General features: G+C 65.4%; 19 protein-coding genes. 14 read left to right on the top strand and 5 right to left on the bottom strand.

Going from position 1 to position 20,580, the window contains the following annotated elements; translation table 11 throughout:
- Nucleotides 1-132 precede the first annotated feature (132 nt).
- The 5 genes from WC585_RS15325 (at nucleotide 133) to WC585_RS15305 (ending at nucleotide 8,338) form a co-directional block, all read left to right on the top strand.
- Nucleotides 133-921: a DUF5677 domain-containing protein gene (locus WC585_RS15325; protein WP_035305742.1), complete on the top strand. Its 789-nt coding sequence runs from the start codon at nucleotides 133-135 to the stop codon at nucleotides 919-921.
- Between the two features lie 410 nt (nucleotides 922-1,331).
- Complete coding sequence (locus tag WC585_RS15320) at nucleotides 1,332-1,844, top strand: RNA polymerase sigma factor (RefSeq protein ID WP_052004711.1); 513 nt, start codon at nucleotides 1,332-1,334, stop codon at nucleotides 1,842-1,844.
- 15 nt (nucleotides 1,845-1,859) lie between these two features.
- Nucleotides 1,860-2,837: a FecR domain-containing protein gene (locus tag WC585_RS15315; protein WP_035305811.1), complete on the top strand. Its 978-nt coding sequence runs from the start codon at nucleotides 1,860-1,862 to the stop codon at nucleotides 2,835-2,837.
- Nucleotides 2,838-2,917: 80 nt separating this feature from the next.
- Nucleotides 2,918-5,863, top strand: a complete 2,946-nt coding sequence (locus tag WC585_RS15310) for a TonB-dependent receptor (RefSeq protein WP_035305739.1) — start codon at nucleotides 2,918-2,920, stop codon at nucleotides 5,861-5,863.
- 9 nt (nucleotides 5,864-5,872) lie between these two features.
- On the top strand, nucleotides 5,873-8,338 hold the full coding sequence (locus WC585_RS15305; RefSeq protein ID WP_292147488.1) for a prolyl oligopeptidase family serine peptidase: 2,466 nt from the start codon (nucleotides 5,873-5,875) through the stop codon (nucleotides 8,336-8,338).
- Here WC585_RS15305 and WC585_RS15300 read toward each other — a convergent pair.
- The 3 genes from WC585_RS15300 to WC585_RS15290 form a co-directional block, all read right to left on the bottom strand.
- Nucleotides 8,298-9,590, bottom strand: coding sequence for an asparagine synthase-related protein (locus WC585_RS15300; protein ID WP_373258764.1), 1,293 nt, complete (start codon nucleotides 9,588-9,590; stop codon nucleotides 8,298-8,300). The two genes, WC585_RS15305 and WC585_RS15300, sit on opposite strands and share 41 nt — an antisense overlap.
- 467 nt (nucleotides 9,591-10,057) lie before the next feature.
- Complete coding sequence (locus tag WC585_RS15295) at nucleotides 10,058-10,636, bottom strand: lasso peptide biosynthesis B2 protein (protein ID WP_184279843.1); 579 nt, start codon at nucleotides 10,634-10,636, stop codon at nucleotides 10,058-10,060.
- 328 nt (nucleotides 10,637-10,964) lie between these two features.
- Nucleotides 10,965-11,450 (bottom strand): helix-turn-helix transcriptional regulator, encoded by a 486-nt coding sequence (locus tag WC585_RS15290; protein WP_155988051.1) that lies wholly within the window; start codon nucleotides 11,448-11,450, stop codon nucleotides 10,965-10,967.
- A 229-nt stretch (nucleotides 11,451-11,679) separates the two neighbouring features.
- Here WC585_RS15290 and WC585_RS15285 point away from each other — a divergent pair, with 229 nt between their 5' ends.
- From WC585_RS15285 to trbB, 4 genes are read left to right on the top strand one after another with little or no spacing between them, the layout of a single operon-like run.
- On the top strand, nucleotides 11,680-12,306 hold the full coding sequence (locus WC585_RS15285; protein WP_035305731.1) for a GntR family transcriptional regulator: 627 nt from the start codon (nucleotides 11,680-11,682) through the stop codon (nucleotides 12,304-12,306).
- Nucleotides 12,284-14,179: a type IV secretory system conjugative DNA transfer family protein gene (locus WC585_RS15280; RefSeq protein ID WP_221415119.1), complete on the top strand. Its 1,896-nt coding sequence runs from the start codon at nucleotides 12,284-12,286 to the stop codon at nucleotides 14,177-14,179. Before WC585_RS15285 ends, WC585_RS15280 begins: the two co-directional genes overlap by 23 nt.
- Nucleotides 14,172-14,609: a hypothetical protein gene (locus WC585_RS15275; protein WP_035306069.1), complete on the top strand. Its 438-nt coding sequence runs from the start codon at nucleotides 14,172-14,174 to the stop codon at nucleotides 14,607-14,609. Before WC585_RS15280 ends, WC585_RS15275 begins: the two co-directional genes overlap by 8 nt.
- Nucleotides 14,609-15,565 carry a P-type conjugative transfer ATPase TrbB gene (gene trbB, locus WC585_RS15270; RefSeq protein WP_035306072.1) on the top strand — a complete coding sequence of 319 codons (957 nt, stop codon included), beginning with the start codon at nucleotides 14,609-14,611 and terminating at the stop codon, nucleotides 15,563-15,565. The genes WC585_RS15275 and trbB overlap by 1 nt, the downstream gene beginning before the upstream one ends.
- 378 nt (nucleotides 15,566-15,943) lie before the next feature.
- On the opposite strand, the gene merC is transcribed toward trbB, so the two are convergent.
- Nucleotides 15,944-16,354 carry an organomercurial transporter MerC gene (gene merC / locus WC585_RS15265; protein WP_035306144.1) on the bottom strand — a complete coding sequence of 137 codons (411 nt, stop codon included), beginning with the start codon at nucleotides 16,352-16,354 and terminating at the stop codon, nucleotides 15,944-15,946.
- Between the two features lie 267 nt (nucleotides 16,355-16,621).
- The gene (locus tag WC585_RS15260; RefSeq protein WP_035306075.1) at nucleotides 16,622-17,071 is read right to left on the bottom strand and encodes a helix-turn-helix domain-containing protein; all 450 of its coding nucleotides are present in this window, start codon (nucleotides 17,069-17,071) and stop codon (nucleotides 16,622-16,624) included.
- A gap of 80 nt (nucleotides 17,072-17,151) precedes the next feature.
- On the opposite strand from WC585_RS15260, the gene WC585_RS15255 reads away from it, so the two are divergent.
- The 5 genes from WC585_RS15255 to WC585_RS15235 all read left to right on the top strand — a co-directional run bounded on the left by WC585_RS15255 (nucleotide 17,152) and on the right by WC585_RS15235 (nucleotide 20,577).
- A complete protein-coding gene (locus tag WC585_RS15255) occupies nucleotides 17,152-17,553 on the top strand; it encodes a mercuric transporter MerT family protein (protein ID WP_184279841.1) in 402 nt (133 codons plus the stop codon).
- Nucleotides 17,554-17,575: 22 nt separating this feature from the next.
- On the top strand, nucleotides 17,576-17,884 hold the full coding sequence (locus WC585_RS15250; protein ID WP_035306081.1) for a heavy-metal-associated domain-containing protein: 309 nt from the start codon (nucleotides 17,576-17,578) through the stop codon (nucleotides 17,882-17,884).
- Between the two features lie 240 nt (nucleotides 17,885-18,124).
- The gene (gene merA / locus WC585_RS15245; RefSeq protein WP_373258763.1) at nucleotides 18,125-19,501 is read left to right on the top strand and encodes a mercury(II) reductase; all 1,377 of its coding nucleotides are present in this window, start codon (nucleotides 18,125-18,127) and stop codon (nucleotides 19,499-19,501) included.
- Nucleotides 19,502-19,978: 477 nt separating this feature from the next.
- Nucleotides 19,979-20,299 carry a TrbC/VirB2 family protein gene (locus WC585_RS15240; RefSeq protein ID WP_035306083.1) on the top strand — a complete coding sequence of 107 codons (321 nt, stop codon included), beginning with the start codon at nucleotides 19,979-19,981 and terminating at the stop codon, nucleotides 20,297-20,299.
- Nucleotides 20,296-20,577 (top strand): VirB3 family type IV secretion system protein, encoded by a 282-nt coding sequence (locus WC585_RS15235; RefSeq protein ID WP_373258761.1) that lies wholly within the window; start codon nucleotides 20,296-20,298, stop codon nucleotides 20,575-20,577. Before WC585_RS15240 ends, WC585_RS15235 begins: the two co-directional genes overlap by 4 nt.
- Nucleotides 20,578-20,580: the final 3 nt, after the last annotated feature.

The following is a 20,580-nucleotide window of genomic DNA, read 5'->3' as shown; positions in this document are numbered from 1 at the left end:
CGCGCCCCATTCCCTGCTTGCGGGAGTTGCGACGACGTTGCGAGCAGACCCGGGCGCCCGTCGGTGAACCTCAACAGGAAATTGCGCCGACGGCGCCATGCCCTCGGAGCCTGCGATGGAGTATCCGCGCCCGTGACCCCGGTGGATGAAGCTCTGGAAGAGCTCATCCTCGTCAGCGGGTTCTCGAACGATGTCTCCATGGTCTTGACTGGATCGGCGACGGACCGCGCTTGCGAACTGGCGTCTATGGTGCACGCCAAGGCCTGCGCCCATGGTCGGTCGATCGGCTTCGTGTGTCGATCCAACATGTTCGATCATTCTGCGGTGCTGGGCCTCGCGCGCATGATCGTCGAATGCCTGTCGATGTATGCCTACCTGGTCGAACGGGTGAACGAGGAGGACTGGGCCTTCCGCTATGCCGTGCTGCGACTTCACGACACGGTCTCCAGAATCAAGCTGCTTCGCGCCTGGCCCGCATCCGCGGGCACCGCTGACCTGAAGGCGGGTCGCGAAGACCTGATTATGGAAATTCGGTCACATCCGGCTTTCGCGGGCTTCGATGGTGAACAACAGAAGCGCCTCGTGTCAGGCGAAACGATCTTCATCGGCGGTATGCGCAAGTCTGCAGCCCTTGCGGGCTGGAATCCTGATGTTTTCACTGCGCTCTACGGGTACTTCTCAGCCCACCTCCACGCGGCCCCGATGAGCTTCTTCCGCATGGACGATCATCGGGTGGACTATTTCTTTCCCAATGACGCGCAAAAGCAGATCGCCTCCGTCGGTATCGCGACCGCCGCCGCTGCACTGAGACGTCTGTCGCTCCTTCATCTGGGCGATCTCGATTACAGCGGTCACCCTACGCTGTCGGCTGTCATCCCAGCCATGAGGGACGCAGATGCGGCGTCCGAAGTCTTTGGCTAATCCGGATGTCTCCGCGCCAGTTCCCAATGGCCCGCTGCCGCGATAGGGTGCCGAGCGGGCGCCGGTCTATAGGCGCATGTCCATTGTCCGCAGGGACCGGCGAAAGCCTGTAGCGGTCGGACACTCTCTGAAATTTCCGGGCCTTGTGTCGCAAGGTTCCAACGCCCGCCCCTTTCCACCTTTCCGGGTCTTGCGGACCTAAATCAAATCAGCCACGATTCCGATGTCGGCCTTGGCCGATAGGGGCGTGGAATCCCCTGCGACATTCTAGCTGATCATGACGACGACGGTTTCGAGCTGTCCGCCGTCCTGTCTGGACGCGTCGATAACGTCGTCCGACGACCCCTCACGGGCGCAGGTATTTCCATGTGCGACTCTCAGCGCCCCTTCATCTGGATGGAGGCGGTTGCGTGTCGGAAGCCAAGACCGTGGGAGACGAGAACAGCGGCCGGTCCCGCCGGCACGCCCGACTGGAAGCCTTCTATCGCCGCTACTCACCTTGGCTTGTCGCGCGACTTCGTCGCCGGTTCGGCGCGGACACTGAGGATCTGGTCCAGGAAATCTGGCTACGAGTGGCAGCGATCGAGGCGGATCTGGACATCCGTCACCCCCGGGCATTCCTGTTGAAGGTCGCCTTTAACATCGGTCTCAGCGGGGATCGTCAGCATCGGCGGCGGCGGCAGATACTCGACAGCGCCGCTCCGTTGGGAACAATGGCCCTGGAGCCCACCCAGAACGCGGCGGTGCAGATTCAGGAAATCGTGCTCGCCTTGCCACAACCTCTCCGGGATGTCTTTGTGTTATCTAGATTTGGCGGTTTGACGAACAACCAGATCGCCGAGCAACTGGACATCAGTCCGAAGACCGTCGAATGGCGCATGACCAAGGCCTTGGCTCAATGCGCCGCAGAGCTTCGGCGCTAGGGAATGGGGCGTATCATGGGCAACCCGAAAGCACGGGTTGAAACTCCGGACCAGGAAGCGGCCGAGTGGCACGAACGCCTCGGCGCGCGCAGCGTCACGACAGAGACGATCCGGGAGTTTTTCGACTGGCGGAAATCTCCGGCCAACGCGGACGCGTATCGTCGGGTCGAGCTGATCTGGACGGAAAGCCGGAAGCTCGCCGGTCGGCCGGAGATTACCGAGGCGCTCAACGACGCCATGTCGCGTCGACTCCGCAAGACGTCAGAGGATCGATCGACCAGAAGACTGCTGGGCTTGGCCGCCCTCGGCGCAGCTGCGGCACTCGTGATCGGCGGATGGACGTGGTGGCAGGGGCGATCCACCTTCACGACCGGCGTGGGCGAGCAATGGGTCGTACAGTTGGCGGACGGGTCGTCGGTTCGCCTCGACACAGATTCCCGGATGAGGGTCAGGTTCAGCGACGGCCAGCGTCTCGTCGATCTTGAACGCGGACAGGCGATGTTTTCCGTGGCCCATGACGGTCAGCGACCATTTGTCGTCGCGGCGGGCGACGCGCGCGTGACGGCCATAGGGACGGTGTTCGACGTCCAGCGGCAAGGCTCCGGCGTCAGCGTCACTCTGGTCAGCGGCGCGGTGGATGTGACCCGTTTGTCCGGGCCGGAAAGGCCGTTACGACTTGCGGCGGGCCAGGAGGCGCGAGTGACCCCGGCCGGCACAGCCAGTCGCTCGGTTGATTTGCCCACGGCCACCAGTTGGACCGAGGGACGGATCGTGTTCCGAGACACGCCGATGAACGAAGCGGTTGCCGAGGTGAACCGGTACCTCACTGCAAAGGTTGTTCTGGAGGCGAAGGATCTTGCGACAGTGCCGGTCAACGGCGTGTTCAAGACGGGGGATCGTGACGCCTTTGTCGCAGCGGCGTCGGGCGTTTTCGGTCTGGAGCCGTCGGCCGGGCCGGACGGCTCGATCCGATTGTCGGAACGCGGAAAATAAATCCGTCGAGGCTCCGGGGTCGCCCGGGGCCTCGATCACCTCCTCTTCGACGTCGCGTGGCGTCGAGGGGAGCCCTGAATATGAGTCGCTTGAGTCTATTGTCCTGCAGCGCGATCGTCGCCTGCGCCGTATCCATCAGCGCGACGGCCTGCGCTCAGGATGCGCGTGAGTTCAACATTCCGGCGGGTCCGCTGCGCGACGCGCTGAATTTGTTCGCGACCCAGTCCGATAGGCAAATCTTCTTCTCCGGTGATTTGGTCGTGGGCCTTCGGACGGAGGGACTGAGCGGGCGATTTACGGCGCAGGACGCGCTCGCAAGGCTTCTGTCCGGGACTGGTCTGAGCCCGTCCGAGGTCCGCCCCGGCGTCATCTTCCTGAGGCGCGCCGACACGGCCGGCCCGCGCGCGGAGGTCACCACCCAGGTCGAGGACATCATCGTCACCGGCTCCTTGCTCAAGTCGTCCGGGCCGATGTCTTCGCCGGTGGTGATGCTTGACCGCGACGCCTTGGACGCTCGCGGGTTCGCAACAGTGGCGGAGGCGGTGACGGCTCTACCTCAAAACTACGCAGGTTCGGCGACGCCCGGCGTGCAACTCGCGAACTCCGACACTCAAGGCTCGAACAGGGTGGCCGCCACGGGGGTGAACCTGCGCGGTCTGGGGCCGGCATCCACGCTCGTGCTAGTGAACGGCAGGCGGATGGCAGGAACCGGCTTCCGGGGCGACTTCTCCGACATCTCCGCCATGCCCTCCGCGGCGGTCGAGCGCGTCGATGTCCTGCTCGACGGCGCCTCGGCCCTCTATGGCGCGGACGCAGTCGCCGGCGTCGTGAACGTCATCATGCGCCGGTCGTTCGACGGATTAGAGACCCGCCTGCGGGCGTCCGCAGCCGAAGGCGGGGCGGAAGATCTCGTCGGCTCCGTCGTCGGCGGTCGCTCCTGGTCTTCCGGATCGGCTTACCTTGCTTATGAGGTTCAGACGATCAATGCGCTGAACTCGCAGGACCGGCCCTATACCGCCGACGGCGATCTGCGGCCCTTTGGGGGAACGGATCGCCGCCTCACCTTCTCGGCTCCGGGTAACCTGGTCGTCTTCAACCCCGCCACCGCCTCCTATATCTCCCAGTTCGCCATCCGACCGAATGCGTCAGGCTCAGCGCAAAGCGCGGCGGACTTCGTCGCCGGCTCCGCGAACCTGCAAGCGCCCTCATTGGGCGCCGATCTTCTGCCTGGGGTCGAACGTCAGGCGGCCTATGGCGCGGTGCGCCAACAGATCGGCGACCGGCTCGAGCTGACGGCCGATGCGCGGTACAACAAGCGGAACATCGAATACGCCGGGCCCGCAAGCATCGGCCTTATGACGGTCACGGCCTCCAACCCGTTCTTCATCTCTCCGACGGGCGCGGCGTCCCAGATGGTCGGATACTCGTTCGTCCGGGACCTGGGGAATCCGCGTCAGTCTCTGGGGTCGGAAAGCTTCGGTGTCACGGCCGGGGCGAGCTACGATCTCGGCGCGCGATGGTCACTTGAGGGGTACGTCTCGTTCGCCGGCGAGAAAGGGTCCGTTCGGGTTCCGGAACGGGTCAACACTCGGTTCCTGAACGAGGCGCTCGGCGTCACTCCGGACGATGCAGCCACCGCCTACAGCGCCGCCCGCGATGGGTATTTCAATCCCTACGGCACAGGCACGGCGAATTCCGCGACCGTGCTGGACTTCATTTCGAGCGGGTTTTCGGAAACAAGCGACCGCAGCCGGGCGTCGTCCGCCAATCTTCTGGTGCAGGGGCCGATCTTCGCCTTGCCGGGCGGCGACGTTCAGCTCGCCGTCGGCGCCCAGGCGCGGCGCGAGACGTTCCAGGCCAGCAGCACGACCTTCTCCTCCACGCCGGCGCCGGTCTCCACCTCCACGCCGGAGAGGGCGCGCAATATCGAGGCCGTCTTCGCCGAGGCCCGCATCCCGATCGTCGGCGCCGACAATGCGAGGCCTGGTGTACGCAGCCTCGAACTGTCGCTGGCGGGACGGTTCGAGGACTACAGCGACTTCGGGACGACCACCAATCCCAAGGTCGGGATCACCTGGTCTCCCGTCGACGGTCTGGCCCTGCGCAGTTCCTGGGGGACGTCCTTTCGCGCGGCCTCCCTGCCGCAGATCCACGACAATCCAGCGATCTCGGCCACCTTCTTCGCGCGCGCCGACGGAAGCCGAGCCTTGGCCCTGCAGCTGGGCGGCGGCAATCCGGACCTCAAACCCGAGACGGCCGAGACCTTCACGATCGGGGCGGACTTTCGCCGTCGCAACCGACTGACGCTCAGCGCCAACTATTTCGACACCCGCTTCACCGACCGGATCGCCCGGCCCGTAGCGGAGAACCTGTCCGGGGTGCTGACCGATCCGAACCTCGTGAATTTCGTCACCCTCGTCCGTCCGACCGACAACGCGGCGGACCTCGCCCTCGTCCAGAGCTATCTGAGCCGGCCAGAGTTCACAGCCGGCGGCCTGTATCCCGCCACCAACTACGCGGCCATCGTCGACGCGCGTTGGGTGAACACCGGGGCGGTCCGCGTCAGGGGGTTCGACCTCTCAGGGCGGGTTCCGACCGTGCTGGGCCTGGCGAATCTCTCGATTGACGGCTCGGCCTCCTACATTCTCGAATACGAGACCCGGAGCACCCCCACCGCCCCGGTCCGGGAGGTGTCGGGATTGATCGGCTTTCCCGTCAAGTTCCGCTCGAGGCTCGGCGCGACCTGGACCGACGGCGCGTTCGCCGCCAGCCTCCACTGGAACCATGTCGACGCCTATGAGGACCGGGCCGGCGTTCGCATCGACGCCTGGGACACCGCCGACGCCCAGGCGAGCTGGAACCCAGAGACGGGAGCTCTGGCGGGCCTGAGGATCAGCCTGACGGTCCAGAACCTTCTCGATGAGGACCCGCCGTTCTACGACGCCGCGAGCGGGTTCGGCTTCGATCCGGGTCAGGGCAGTCTTCTGGGAAGGGTCGTGGCACTTCAGCTCGTCAAGCGCTGGTAGGCCGGTCCCATGGTCCGGACCCTGTCCGCCCTGGCCGGGGCGTTGCTCGCGCTCATCTGCTTCGTCACGCCCGTGTTCCCGCAGGATCGGGGCGTCACGGTCGAGGATGTCGTCGGACTGGAGGCCTTTGGCCGCGCGGCGATCTCGCCCGACGGGCGCTGGGCCATCTATGAGAAACGGGGTCCCTACGACAGCGCGACGCGGTTCGATCTGGGCCAGCGTGCGTCCTGGACGGTCACCGACCTTTGGCTCGTGGATCTGCGGCGCCCGAACGCCGCGTCCGAGCGGCTTCTCCCAGGCGGAGGACCCGGTCTTCTACGCGGGTCCTGGTCGCCGTCGGGCGCTCGCGTCCTGATCTACCGCTTCACCGGCGCCCGGCTTGAGGTCGGCATCGTCACGATGGCCGATCGGTCCGTACTATGGACGGGGCTGACGCCGGAGATGCCGCAGATGGGGGCGGTCGCCGAATGGCGCGGCGATAACGAGGTCGTCGTCATGGCCCGTCGCGACGGCGACCTGCCTTGGCTCCTGCGCTACTACAACGCCAGTCAGACCCGGACCGCGCAGGCCTGGGCGCGAACGGCGTCGGGTCAGGCCCCGTCACGTACGGTCGTCGACACGGCGAACCGCCTGCCCATGGCCGAGGGCGCCGGCAGCCTGCAGACCCTAGTTCTGGTCGACGCCACGACGGGCAAGGGGCGACCTTTGTTTGAAGGCGTCATCGTGGATTTCGCCCTCTCCCCCGACGGCGGCCGGGTCGCCGTGATCGAGGGGGTCGCTCCTCGGCCGCTGCCCACTGATGAGATGTCCCAGTCGGAGGTTCCCTGGGTCCAGCGACTTGTGCTCATCGACCCGCAACGGGTCGTGCGGATTACTCCGGACGCAGACTTCGAAGTAGCCCCGCACCTGTTGCGGTGGTCGCCGCAGGGCGACTCCGTGCTGGTCTGGGGCCGGGCGAGCGGAAAGTCATGGGGCACCGGCGATCTCCGAACAGTCAACCGGAACGGCGCGGTGACTACCGTGGATCGCCACGGGCTGGATCCGACCCCCGGCCGGGCGATCGACCTCGTGACGGGCGTCCGCGCCGACTGGCTGGGGTCCATCCCCATCCTGTTCGCCAGTCAGCCGGGGAGCGGTCGTCGGGACTGGTATGCGCTTCCGCGACACGGCGACGCCCGGTCGCTGACATCGACGATGGCGGCCCCGCCGGATCAGATCTCAACCCTCGGCGGCGACGCCTTGCGAGTCATCGCCGATGGCGCCGCCTGGCGCGTCACCCGGTCTGGCGCCCGGAGAGAGACGCCGGCCAACGGGGGGCTGAAGGCCGTCACGCCTTATGACGTCGAGGCCCCTTTCAGGCTGCGGGTCAACGCTGCGCCGCGCCAGACTTGGATGACGGCCCTGACGACAACCGGCGGCGTCGAAATCCTCACCGACGCCAGGATCCAGACGCTCGGGGTCGGAGGCGGCGAACCCCTCGATCTGCTGGCGAGCTCGCACTCCGCCGCGCTCGTGCTAGAGCGCACCGGAGTGTCGGAAGCGCTCTTGCTTCTCACGCCGGGTGAGGCGCGCACGCTCGACCGCGTCAACGTCGGTCTCAGGGAAGTCGCCCTGCCCACGCCGACACCGATCGACCATCTCGATGCGTCCGGCCGCCCGACGCGAAGCTGGCTGTTCCGGCCGCCTTTGGGATCCGGCCAGAAGATCAGGGGGATCATCGTGTCCCTCTATCCCGGGTCGGCCAGTCGCGGCGCCTGGTCCGGTCCCCTCGGTCTGATCTATGGCGTCAGACCGGCCATACTCGTCGGAGACGGCTATGCCGTCCTCAGCGCCTCGATCCCAGGAAGCGAGTACGGCGATGATCCAGCGGACTACTTCACCCGCAGCGTCGATCTGGCGTTCGAGGCCGCAGTCGCGGCCCATCCGGAACTCCCAGCCGACCGGGCCGCGATTTTCGGGCACAGTTTCGGAGGGTATGCGGCGCTCGCGGTCGCCACGCGATCGAGCCGATACCGATCCTACATCGCCTGGGCGGCGACCACGGACATGTTCGGGGCTTGGGGAGAGTTCACCCCGGCCAACCGGGCCGCACCCGAAGAAGGATTCATGATGCTCAATCAGCAGGGGTGGGTCGAAACCGGCCAGGGTGGGCTCGGCGAGTCGCCGTTCGAGGCCAGCCAACGCTATGCGAAAGCAAGTCCCTGGCTCGCGGCGGACCAAATCCACAGTCCCGTCCTGCTGATGACCGCCGATATGGATTTCGTCACGACATCGCAGTCGGAACGGATGTTCAGCGCCTTAAGCCGGCTGGGCGGTCGGGCCCGCCTCGTCACCTACTGGGGCGAGGAGCATTTCAACTGGAGCCCGGCTAACATCCGTGACCTCTACGGGCAGATCTTCGACTGGCTCGAGACGACGCTCGCTGCGGAAGACGTTACCGGGACGAAGCCCCGAACCTCCGGGTCCACACCCTGAGCCAGCCTTCGAAGGCGGCCGCGCGGATGATCGCGCCGAACTGGCCCTTCCACATCAGCGCTTCTTCAGTGAGGGCCGCCTCCGTTCGGGCGCGATCAATCAGACCGGACGCCGCGAGCCTTCCGTCGAGAAGCCAGGGACGGAGGACGTCGAGGCTGGAAAGCACCATCCGGCCATAGATGCGGGTCATGTCACCCTTGGACCGGCGCTCGGCGATCAGCGCGGGGAGTCGGTCCGCGAACGCCCGGCGGACCAGACCGCGGTCGCGCCCGCCGATCGTCAGCAAGGCGGTCGGGATCGCCAGACAGGCCTCGATGACGGGCTGGGCGCAGAACGGGTGCCGGACGTCGATTGTTTCCGTCAGGAGGGACGGACCGTGACGCGACACGCTGTCAATCACGCCGGCGATCTGTCGGATCTTGGCAGGACCGAATGCCTCGCTGCCGGCGAGCCAGGGATGGGACAGCGTTGGAGCTTCTTCCCGGCTTGGGAGCAGGGTGTCGTCACGCAACAGACTGAACCCCTGTTGTCGGGTATCCCGCCGGGCGCGCTGGATCATCGTCCAGACCGAGACCTCGTTTCGAGCGGCGAGCCGAGCGGCATCCTTTGATAGAAGCGCGCGCCATCCTCTCGCTTTCCAGAGGTCGGTAAAAACATCGGGGCTGGCGTTCTGAAGGAAGATGGAGTCTCCGCCCTTGCCCGTCATCAGGGCCGAGGCGCCGGCCTCGGCGACGCGTCGCGCCCACTCCAGGTCATGATGAACGTCGAGCGCATTTAATCCTGGACGAAAGTCCCCCGAAATCTGCTCGAGGAGCGGCTCGGTCAGACTGCCTGTAGCGTGCGGCGCGAACGTCGGCGATATCCCCAGTGTCTGGGCCAGCGCGTGCACGTAGACCCGCTCATCGGCCTCCTGTGTCGCCCCGTAGGCGTTCAGCCAAAGCGCGACAGGGACCTCGGCTCTGCGCACCAGACTCGCGGCGACGCTGCTGGAATCCAGTCCTCCTGACACCTCCGCCGCCAGTGATCCGTCGAGGCCGGCAAGGCCCGCGACGGCGTCGTCAACGGCCGTCGTCAAGGTCTCGATAGCCTCGTCGAGCGTCCAGCGGCGCGACAGGCTCCGCCGTGCGAAGCCCGAGGGCGTCCAGACCGTGGCCGCAGAAGAGGAGAGCGGCAGGGGCTGGACGGTTCCCGGCGCAACCGTGACGGGGCCGTCCATCAACAGCCAGTCCGCAGAACTCATGGGGTCGCGCATGGCCAAACCGAGCCTGTCGTGGTTTGGACACCACCGGATCGCCAGACCTGCAGGGAGCCAGTCAGGCACGCTCGACGCCACGACCAGAAGTCCATCCTGTTCCCAGGCGACACACTCCAGGGCGCCTGACGGGTCACGAAGGAGGGATCGGGCCTGTCCGTCAGCCGCGAGTTGTACGCCCACAAAGCGTCCCCAGAACCGCGCCATCAGTTTGCGCTCGTAGTCCCACGGATCATTCCGTTCAGTTGGAGGGAACTCGGGCCTTCGCCGATGAAGAACATCCCCAACGAGGGTCCAAGATCCCACCGCCAGCCGGTTGGGCCGATGCGGGCCAGCGAGGCCGAGCCACGCCGCTGTGCTCAGTTCCACGACGGCCCATCCGGCGTTTTCGCAGCGGCGGCGAAGATCGGCCGACAGAGCCTTGGCGGCGGTTTGGGAGGACGCGCTGATGAGAACGTAGCGACCCATCAGGCGACCATGATCGGCGTATAGCTACGGACCCGCTCCAGACTGTCGCCTACGAGGAGGTCCTCGACCTGGATCCAGCAGTGCGCCGCGAACGGCCAGGTTCTGACCCCGAAGATCCAGTCGGATGCGATCCCGTGAGAACGAAGAAGGCGCTTCAGAAGAAAACCGCGCTGGAGACATTCGCCCTCGAACGGCGTCCAGGGGAGGGCCGCGCGATAGTCCGCGAGCACCGTCGTCAGATCGGACTTCCGGGCGTCCGACCTTGGGCCGACCTCCACGGCCGCGGTCAGTTGCGCCAAGGTCTTGCGATGGAAGACCACGGTCGAAACGAGGAGATGGGCCAGGGCAAGGGAGACGGGCGCCGCGTCGGTTGAGCCGGCAGACCGCGGCGCTTCATGCGAGGCCAGAACAGGTGTTCGAGGCTCGCGCAGAGGGCGGTCGGTCTGGACGATACCGTGGGTCTCGAGTTCTATCGCGAGGTCGTCGTCGTCGATCGCGATGCGGCCCGCGTCCTCAAGCCTGACGACGGAGCCAGCGCCCAGCAAACAGCTGTACGTGTCGGCGGCGACGTCGAGCATGATGAGATCGTCACCCACCCGGGCGAAATGAATGCCGTCGCGCGGCCAGAGATGTGTGGGCATTTTCTGTACGACCGGTGTGGGCGGCGGTGAGCCGCCGCCCACGTTTTCGTTCAGCCGAGGGCCAGCGGGCGGGGGAACACGCCCATCTCGGTGTCTTCGCCCTGGATGTTGTCCCGCGTCAGAGCCTTGGCGCTGCCGAAGCTGACGAGGCGCAGTTTGGTCGTCTTCATCTCAGTCTCTCCTTGGTTGATCGCCACGGCTGTGGCGCAACCAGTGAGCGCGCAGATCGGTCAGCTGCAAAGCTATATCTGGAGTATATTTGAGCTCAGCGTCCTGGCTTGGGTCGCTTGGCGCGCAGATTGGCCGAGCCTTTCTCGATCCAATCCCGGGCCGGATCTCCTTCGCGCAGCGCCTTGGCGAGCTCCTCGAACATTCGCACGATGGCGGCGATGATGCTCCGGCTGTCGAGGTTGCGGATGTCATCGCCGAGAAGGTGGTCGAACTGTTCGAGCCCGATGGTGTAGATGGAGCCCATCTGGTTCTCTGCGCACCGTCTGGCGTGCTCAGGCGATCCAATCGCCACCGCCATCAGGATCGCTTGGGCGTCGCTTTGCGTCGCGGCGGCGAAGCGGTGGATGTAGTCGAGGTTGAGCCGGGTTTCTCCGGCCTCAAAGCGGGCATAGGTCCGGATGGCGATCCGCATGGCCGCAGCCGTCTCCGCCTTCGTCATCCGGCGGTAGCGGCGCAACGACTTTAGGGTCGCCGAGAGCAGCGCGCCATCGTCTGGAAGTTCCGGGTCGTCTCCACTCATCCGCGCATACCCTTCCGTCTTCCGACGTAGAATCAGTCCGGCTTCTGATCAACGATCACGTGTGCGGCTGCGAAAGCAAACAGGAAAATCGGCCACATATCGGCATGTTTTGCAGCGCCTCCTGACCGAGATTCGGACGATTTGCGACCGAGACGGATCGCCCGTGGCTGCAACTCATTGGCGAGGCGTGGGCAGGCGCCATAGTGGGCGTTTGCCATCGGAGCTCACCTTGATCCGCAAGCATGACCCTTTCACCCTGGCCCTGGAAAGCCTTCGCGCACGGGCCGAACAGGGCGCCTTCACGCCGGGAGCCCCGGTGGTGATCATCGAGGAGGCGCGCCGGCTGAATCTATCCGCTACGCCGGTTCGCGAGGCCCTGGGCTGGCTGTGTGGGTTCGGCCTGATCGAGCGAGCGCCCCTGGGAGGCTTTCTGGCTCCCCGACTTGACGCCGCTCTTGTCCGCGACAGGTTCGCCTTCCGCCTGCTGTGCCTCACGACCAGCCTGAAGGGCGGGGATCCCGCGGCGAGACCCGTACTGCGCGGCGGTGGACTGCAGAGAACATGCCGCACCCTTTCCGATCACATGTTCAGGGCGGTTAGAACCACAGGCAATGCGGCCTTGGTGGACGCCTATGACCGGGTGAACAGTCCGCTGTTGCAGCTGGCCGAGGCGGAACGCCGGGTGTTCGAGGATTTCGACCATGAGGCGGCGGCGCTGGTGGGTCTGTTTAAACGGTCGTCGGGAACAGATTTGGTCGACGCCTTGACCGCCTATCACCACCGTCGAATGGACGCCGCTCCTTCGTTGATCCTTGAAGCTGAAGCTGGCCGGGATGTCCGGCCTCCGGACTCCTGAGGTGTGGGCCAAGCTGACAGGATTGGGGTTCGGCCTCGCCGTGGGCGCCCAGGGCGCGACGGAGATGTTCGCCTGGACCTACCATTGGGCCGACGCTCTGGGACCGGCATGGCGCATCGGCCCCGACCTCGCCCTCTATCCGCCCTGGGCCATTTTGCACTGGCGGTATGCCTTCGGCGCCGAGGCGCAGGCCGTGATGTCGCGGTGCGCGCCGTTGATCCTGGTCGGCGGCGTCGGGGGGCTGGGGTTGGGGACGCTGGCGGGAGACAAGACCCATCGACGCATCCGGGGCTGGGGAGAGCTCAAGGACGCCAAAGGCGCCGGGCTGACTGCCCTCGGCGGATGCATCCTCGGCGTCCTTGGACGACGCGTTCTCGCAACGACCGACCTCCGTCCCAGTCTCGTGACCGGCGGCACCCGGTCGGGCAAGGGGCGCGGCCACGTCATGCCGACGCTGTTGTCGTGGAACTCCAGCGTGCTGGTTCATGATCCCAAGCGGGAGCTCTGGCGGCTCAGCAGCGGCTGGCGCGCCCGGTTCAGCCACGCACTGTACTTCGATCCGCGCGATCCAGCCTCGGCCTGCTGGAATCCGCTCGCGGAAATTCTGCCGGGACCGGGAGAGCTCGCCCACGTTCAGCGACTGGTCTCCATTCTCTCCGATCCCGGCGGCGTCCGCGATGATGAGGCGATCTGGGACAAGGCTGCGTCGGAAATCCTCGAGGCCGTGATCCTGCACGTCCTCTACACCGCCGAGGATGACGAAAAGACCCTGGTCAAGGTCCGCGAAATGTTGGCCGACCTCGACAGCGCCGCCGACGTCATGACCAAAACTTTGCACCGTCCGGGTCCAAGCGGCGAACCGAAGACACATCCGTTCATCGCCACGGCGGTCAAGGGCTATGCGGCGATGCATGATCGCTTCCGGACCTCGGTCCAGGGGACGGCGCGCTCCTACCTCAAATGGCTGGCGGGCGAGGACATCGAGCGCTCCCTGTCCCGGTCGGATTTCTCCATGGGGGACCTGATGTGCGCTGAGGCGCCCCTGTCTCTCTATGTTCAGGTCGCGCCGGCTGACAGCGCAGCGCTGAGGCCCTTGGTGCGTCTTTTCTTCTACGCTGCAGCCCAGTCCCTGACGGTTCGGGAGACCGAAGCCGCCGATGGGCGGCCCAAGCGCCATAACCTTCTCATGCTGATGGATGAGTTCCCGTTGCTCGGCCGGGTCAGTTTTTTCGAGAAGTCCCTGCGCCTGCTCAGCGGCTACGGGGTCAAGGTGATGTTCGTCGCCCAGTCTCTTAACGATATCGTCGAGACCTACGGCGCCAACAACACCATTCTCGACAACCTCCATATCTACACGGCCTTCAGCGCGCTCGATCCTCTGACCCAGGACAAGGTGTCGAAGCTGACGGGGTCCGTGCTGGAGACCCGGACCAGCCGCAGTTCGCCGGCGGGGCTGGCGGCTGGCCGCAGCTCGGTGTCCCGGTCGCAGATCGAGCGGCCGCTGCTGGAGCCGGGCGAGATCCGCGCCCTTCCGGACGACATCCAGCTGGTGTTCGCCGCCGGCGCCCGACCGCTGCGGACGACCAAGCTTCTCTATGACGTCCGCGAACCGTTTCGGACCCGGGCGCGCGACCACGCGCCTGACCAAGAAGAACGGCTAGATGCGCCGCCCGGAACTCCGCACCCATGGGCCGGTCGCCGCAGTCTGGGCGAGGATGCAGAGGCGTCTCTGCCGCTGTTCAAGGAAGTGGCCGCAGCGATGGACGACAAGAAGGTCGCAGCGCGTGTGGCCGATATCTACGGGCGGGTGGCGCAGGAGATGGCCGCGCAGGATGCGGCGTTCGATCATTTGCGAGGTCTAGGCGATGGCTAGGAAAGAAGCGGCGAGCGCCCGCGTTCAGGTTTATCTGACCGACCCTAAGATCGTATCCGGTCTCAATCGGGAGGCGCGCAGCGGCAAGATGCCGCTCAGTCAGGCGGCGGGCCGGGCCATCGCCCGTGGCCTGCAGAAGAGTCCCCAGGCTGATCCCGAGGATCGTCTGCTGCAGCTCGAACGGTCGCTTCGCGACCATATGCGATCCACGGCTCGCGACATGCAGATCGTCCAGGAATTGCTGATCGAGGTGGCCCGCGCCTTCTTCGTCCGGCTCCCCGACGCGATCGTCGACGAGGACCCCACGGTCCAGGCGGCCGTCGATCGTCGTATCGAACGACTCCTGGACGCCACGGCCGCCCGCATTGTCGCCGGACGGACTGAACGTCCCGTGCCCGACGAAGGCCGGGCGTTCGGCCAGGCCAACTGATGGCGGTCCATCCGATCATCGCCGAGCGCAAGCTCGAGGCGCTGCGCCATGCATTGGGCGACACCATTCTGGCGGCCCTGGTCGAGCCGGCGGTCGTCGAGATCCTCGTTAATCCCGATGGCCGTCTGATCCTCGACCGCAGCGGCGAAGGGCGTCGGGATACAGGCGCGACGCTGTCGGCGGAGTCGCGGGAGCGCGTCATTCGTCTGATCGCAGACTATGTCGGCGAGACCGTAACGCGCGACGATCCCCGGCTCGCTGGAGTCCTGCCTGGGACAGGTGAACGGTTTCAGGGCATGCTGCCGCCGGTCACGAGCGCGCCTGCGTTTTCGATCCGCAAACGACCTTCTGTAATCTGGAGTCTCGAAGACTATGTCCGCGACGGCGCCATGACCGATCAGCAGGCGGTCGTGCTGCGTGGCGCTGCGGAGCAGCGACTCAACATCCTCATCTCGGGAGGCACCGGATCCGGCAAGACCACCCTCGCCAACGCCGTTCTTGCGGAGCCGGCCTTCGCCCGGGATCGAGTCTTTCTCGTTGAAGATACGCCAGAGCTTCAGTGTTCAGCCTGGGACACTGTGTCGGTGTTGACCCGCCGACAGCCGATCCCGATCGGTGTGGTCGATCTGGTTCGTGACGCGCTGCGGATGCGACCCGATCGGATCGTCGTCGGTGAAATGCGCGACGGGGCGGCAGCGCTGGAGACCTTGAAGAGCTGGAACACGGGCCATCCCGGCGGACTGTCGACCCTTCACGCCAACTCGGCCGACGATGTTCTGCGTAGAATCGAAGACCTGATTGCCGAAGTTTCGTCGCGTAAGCCGAGCCGGGCGATCGCTCAGGCGGTCGATCGAATTGTCCACATCCGGCGGACCGCCGCCGGACGGCAGGTCGAAGCTGTGCTCGGGGTCGAGCCCGCAGGCGACGACGGCTACGCGATCAGCGTCCTGGCCTGATTTTGGTCGAACGTATTCGGCGGGGCCGATCACCTTGCCGTCGGCGAGGGCGACAGCGTGGTCGGCCGACAAATAGTCCAGCAGCGCCAAGCGACATGGGCACCGATTCGGCCGGCGCTAGAACAAGGGCGACAGGCAGCAGCCAAGGTTGGGTCCTCACGCCACTTCTTCGGGTCTAGCTCGCGTAACCAGACCGGCCGCATCGCTTCGGAACGGAGATAGAGTCTGTGGGCCCTGCAGATTCAAGGACATGACTCAGCGCTCTGAATCTCCTTACCACCGATCCTGTTCTGACGAACGATGAGTTGGCCGCAGGGTGTGATCCTACGACGAGAGGCCTTGGTGCTCATCCGCTCGTCTTTACCGGGGAGAGGGAACTCAAGCCGCGCCGGTGAGCCTCCTTTTCGGCGTGGACACCAGATCCCAGATCGACACAGCGATCATCAACGTCAGCCCTGGGTAAAGGAGCCAAGCCGTGGGCCAGCCAAAGCTCGCCATCAGCAAGGCGGCGGCCAATACCAGCAGAGGTCCGACCATGCCTAGGGTCATTCTCGACCATCGCCGATGGCGCATGCCGCCGGCCACATTGGCGGCCAACGCGATGACCGCGAACAGAGGGAGCAGGTAGCGGATGAAGACCCCTTCATACTGACTCAAGAAGCCTAGACCCAAGGCTGCAGCCAAGCTGCCGAGTGCGGGAAAACACGCCGCACAGCCCATAGCCGCGACAATCGCGCCGACTACGCCCGCCTTGTCAGCTGCGCGGGTGATGGGTTTTTGGTCCGGCATGATTTTCCTCGGTGAGCTGGATACGGCGATCTGACCCCAGCAAGGGTTGAGCGCGCTGGTGTCGACCGTCTCGGACAACAGAGTAGGGTCTGTAGTCCCTACAGATACAAGAGCGTTCTCGTCTTTGCAGAATCCGTCGAGTCGACTGCGTGACGTGGTGAGGCGAGGCTCACCGTCACGGAACAGCGCCAGAGATCAACGGCCAGAACCCTGGATGAGGCGGGATACAAAGTCCGATCCTGAAAGCTGCGGGCGGGCAGGGGCCGTTCACCGCGCCGGCCGGCTCCCGGCCTCGGAATCAAACAGGGCTTCCAGGATCGGGCAATCCGGCGTGGTGCCATCGGCGCAGCGCGAGACCATCTCGACGAGCACCTCTTCCATCTTCCTCAGGGCAACCAGCTTGGAGCGGACGTCGCCCAGATGGGCGGCGGCGACCACGCGTGCCTCCGCGCACGGAAGATCGCGCTGCTCGGCCAGTTCGAGCAAATCCCTTATTTCATTCAGCGTGAACCCAAGCTCCCGGGCCCGGCGCACGAAATTGAGCCGGAGCAGATGGCCGCGGCCATAGAGGCGGTGTCCACCCCTGCTGCGAGCAGGCGCGGGCATCAGGCCGATCTTCTCGTAATAGCGCACGGTTTCGATGTTGACCCCGGTCCGCCGGGACAACTCGCCAATAGGAAGCTGTGGGGCCGTATCCCGCAGGGCCGATTTGTCCATAAAGCGTTTTACCCCTTGTATCTGTAGTGACTACAGACCCTACCTAGTGTGTATCGACCCGTGAAGACGTGAGAGTGTCAATGGCAGACGGCAAGCAAGAACTCGGCGGACATTTGGCGCGCAACGACAAACCCAACGCTCGCAGGTGGCTTGCCGTCGGAGGACTTGTCGCCGCGATCGGCGCGACTTCCTGCTGTGTATTGCCCCTGACCTTGTTCGCGCTCGGAATCAGCGGAGCATGGATCGGCAACGTCACGGCGTTGGCCCCCTACCACCTTTATTTCGTGGCCGCCGCCGTGGTCTTCGTGAGCCTCGGCTTCTACCGGGTCTACCGTCAGCCGCGGGCCCTCTGCGCCGAAGAGGTGAACTGCGCCCGGCCTCCCTCGACCCGCCTCGTCAAGATCGCGCTCTGGACGGCGACCCTGCTTGTCGTCCTCGCTCTGGCATTTCCCTATGTCGCGCCGCTGCTGATCGGCGCCTGATTTTTTCTTGGAGACTACGATCATGAGCCTTTCAATCCGCACCGCCCTCGTTTTCGCGGCGGCTCTCACAACCGCCGATGCCGCCAAGGCCGCCGAACGCACGGTGAGGCTCGACGTTAGCAATGTGTCCTGCGGGACGTGCGCTCCCATCGTCCGTCGGACCATCTCGCGCGTGCCCGGCGTTGCGGCGGTGACCGTCACCGTGACCCCGGGCGGGACTGGACAGGCCGTGGCGATGGTGACCTATGATGACGCCCGGGTGACGCCTGCCGCCCTTGCGCTCGCATCGACCAGGGCCGGCTATCCCGCGCGTGTTCAGGCGGGCCGATAGAGGCTGCCGGCATCCGGTCGTGACGCCTCGAGGCTAACATTCGATCAGGTTTCCCGCGGTCAGTCTCCGCGTCAGCAGACGATCGTGATGACATCCAGCTCGCGCCGCTATCCGACGAAGGCCGGGCCTGTCGGGTTTGAAGCCGCCTTGTTAGCGGCAGAGTCTATTTAGAAGGATCCGGACCGAATGAGTGATTGTTGCACGCCCTCACGAGATATCGCCAAGACCTACGATCTCGTCGTGGTGGGGGCGGGATCGGCCGGATTTTCGGCCGCCATCACGGCGGCGGAACAGGGCGCTCGGGTCGCGCTCGTCGGAGACGGAACGATAGGCGGAACTTGCGTCAACGTCGGATGCGTACCGTCCAAGGCCATGATCCGGGCGGTCGAACCCCTACACCAGGCCCGGGCCGCGAGCCGCTTCGACGGCGTCCGGGCATCGGCCGCCATCGCTGAGTGGTCCGAGACGGTTCGCCAGAAGGACAGACTGGTCGACGACCTTCGCCAGGCCAAGTACGAGAACGTGCTGCAGGGCTATGACGCCATCACCTACCACGCTGGCGCGGCGAGACTCATCGAGGGCGGCGTGGAAGTCGGAGGCGTCCGGCTGACTGCGGATAAGGTGATCATCGCGACAGGTTCCCGTCCAGGGGTTCCAGCGATCTCCGGCATCGAGTCCGTGCCCTACCTGACCAGTACGACCGCGCTCGAACTGGAGTCCCTGCCCCGATCGATGCTGGTTATCGGCGGCGGCTATATCGGCGCGGAACTGGCCCAGATGTTCAGCCGGGCGGGCGTCCGCGTCACCATCGCCTGCCGCTCCCGGCTATTGCCTGAGGGCGAACCCGAAATCAGCGAGGCGCTGCAACGCTATCTCACCGAAGAGGGTGTCAAGGTCGTGGCGGGGGCCGTATACGGGGCCATCAACTCGTCCGGCGAGGAGGTGACGCTCACCTTCACGCAGTCCGGCAGCCCCGGGGCGATCACCGCGGAGCGTGTTCTGAACGCGACGGGCCGGGTTCCTAACTCCGAGGGGATGGGGCTATCCGAGATGGGCGTTCAGATGTCCCCAACGGGAGGCATCGTTATCGACGACCGGATGCGCACGACGCGCGCGGGCGTCTACGCCGCGGGCGATGTCACCGGGAGCGACCAATTCGTCTATATGGCCGCCTACGGCGCGCGACTGGCCGCTAGGAACGCCCTGAACGGCGATACTCAAGTCTACGACAATCGCGCAATGCCGGCGGTCGTCTTCACCGATCCGCAGGTGGCGACGGTGGGACTGACGGAAGCTGCGGCCCTCGCGGCTGGTCACGATGTCCAGACCTCGATGATCACCTTGGACCATGTCCCTCGCGCGCTCGCAGCCAGGGACACGCGTGGACTCATCAAGCTGGTGGCGGATCGCAGCACGCGGCAACTCCTCGGCGCGCATATTCTAGCGCCGGAAGGGGCCGACAGCATCCAGACCGCAGCGGTGGCGATCAAATGCGGAATGACGGTGGAGCAGTTGGCCGACACGATCTTCCCCTATCTTACGACCGTCGAGGGCCTGAAGCTGGCCGCACTGACATTCAACAAGGACGTCAGCAAACTCTCTTGCTGCGCCGGTTGAGGGCACGACCGGACGCTTTCGATTTCGCCATCTGTCGGGTTGGGGAAGCCAGTCGTCCAAATTTTCCTCTGAACACCGCGCCGCACGATCATCCATTGATCGATTAGATGCCCACATCTGGCGCGCCCTGACCGGGCGGAAGGTCCAGGCTGTGGTCGGCGTCGAGCCGTTGGGTGACGACGGCTACGCAATCAGCGTCTTGGCTTGAGGCCAATCCTTCACCTGAAATTGAGGCGGCGTCGTTTGGCAACGAGCGCTGTCGGGCACGAAACGCAAGTCGTGGGAAGTCGCCATCGAGGTCGGGGCGACTTTTGGACCACAAGTCATCACAAGTCATATTTTGAGTCTTTTCGAGTTGTCTGACAGTCGTTTGCAAGTCGCGTAAAATAATCGATCCACACAGTTGACAACCTGTGGATAGATTTGCTTGCAATGTGATGCATCGCGCTGAGACGCGCTGAACACAGGAAGCAAGACATGCGTGGAAGACTTGGGCGCCGCCTGTTCGGCGCGATGATGACGTGCGGCCTGATGATGGCCCGGCCGGCCCTGGCCGGAGGTTCAGGGATGCCCTGGGAAGGGCCGCTCCAGCAGGTGGTCCAGTCCATCACCGGGCCCGTGGTCCAGGCCGCAGCGGTCGTTGCGGTGGTCGTCTTCGGCGCCGGGATCGCGATGAGCGAGAACGGTTCCTCGATGCGGCGCGGTCTGGGCATCATGTTCGGCCTTTGCATCGCCTTCGCGGCCTCGACCTTCTTCCTCGACTTCTTCGGCTTCGCCGGCGGGGCGGAGATCGGATGATGGCCGGCTCCCTCCAAGACGGCCGACCGGAGGGCTGGGACCTTCCGGTCGCCCAGGCCCTGACCGAGCCCGTCCTCATGGCCGGGATGCCGAGAGACTACGCCATCGCCATGGGCACGATCGCCGTGGTGCTCGGCCTCGCACTGCGGATCTGGTGGCTCGGCCTCCTGTGGTGGGCCGTCGCCCATGCGATCGGCCTGTGGGCGGCCAGGGCGGACCGCCGGTTCTTCGACGTGCTCCGGCGACACCTCGCCCTGCCTGGCCATCTGGACGCGTGAGGG

The organism is Brevundimonas sp., from assembly GCF_041648055.1.
Classification (GTDB): Bacteria; Pseudomonadota; Alphaproteobacteria; order Caulobacterales; family Caulobacteraceae; genus Brevundimonas.
Note: the sequence above shows the minus strand (reverse complement) of the source record. Positions and strands in the feature narration are given on the sequence as shown.

Coding starts and splice junctions, on each gene's coding strand:
- WC585_RS15315 (WP_035305811.1), top strand. CDS start 1,860: ATGGGCAACCCGAAAGCACGGGTTGAAACTCCGGACCAGGAAGCGGCC.
- WC585_RS15310 (WP_035305739.1), top strand. CDS start 2,918: ATGAGTCGCTTGAGTCTATTGTCCTGCAGCGCGATCGTCGCCTGCGCC.
- WC585_RS15305 (WP_292147488.1), top strand. CDS start 5,873: ATGGTCCGGACCCTGTCCGCCCTGGCCGGGGCGTTGCTCGCGCTCATC.
- WC585_RS15300 (WP_373258764.1), bottom strand. CDS start 9,590: ATGCGCGACCCCATGAGTTCTGCGGACTGGCTGTTGATGGACGGCCCC.
- WC585_RS15295 (WP_184279843.1), bottom strand. CDS start 10,636: ATGCTCGACGTCGCCGCCGACACGTACAGCTGTTTGCTGGGCGCTGGC.
- WC585_RS15290 (WP_155988051.1), bottom strand. CDS start 11,450: ATGAGTGGAGACGACCCGGAACTTCCAGACGATGGCGCGCTGCTCTCG.
- WC585_RS15280 (WP_221415119.1), top strand. CDS start 12,284: ATGTCCGGCCTCCGGACTCCTGAGGTGTGGGCCAAGCTGACAGGATTG.
- WC585_RS15275 (WP_035306069.1), top strand. CDS start 14,172: ATGGCTAGGAAAGAAGCGGCGAGCGCCCGCGTTCAGGTTTATCTGACC.
- trbB (WP_035306072.1), top strand. CDS start 14,609: ATGGCGGTCCATCCGATCATCGCCGAGCGCAAGCTCGAGGCGCTGCGC.
- merC (WP_035306144.1), bottom strand. CDS start 16,354: ATGCCGGACCAAAAACCCATCACCCGCGCAGCTGACAAGGCGGGCGTA.
- WC585_RS15260 (WP_035306075.1), bottom strand. CDS start 17,071: ATGGACAAATCGGCCCTGCGGGATACGGCCCCACAGCTTCCTATTGGC.
- WC585_RS15255 (WP_184279841.1), top strand. CDS start 17,152: ATGGCAGACGGCAAGCAAGAACTCGGCGGACATTTGGCGCGCAACGAC.
- WC585_RS15250 (WP_035306081.1), top strand. CDS start 17,576: ATGAGCCTTTCAATCCGCACCGCCCTCGTTTTCGCGGCGGCTCTCACA.
- WC585_RS15240 (WP_035306083.1), top strand. CDS start 19,979: ATGCGTGGAAGACTTGGGCGCCGCCTGTTCGGCGCGATGATGACGTGC.
- WC585_RS15235 (WP_373258761.1), top strand. CDS start 20,296: ATGATGGCCGGCTCCCTCCAAGACGGCCGACCGGAGGGCTGGGACCTT.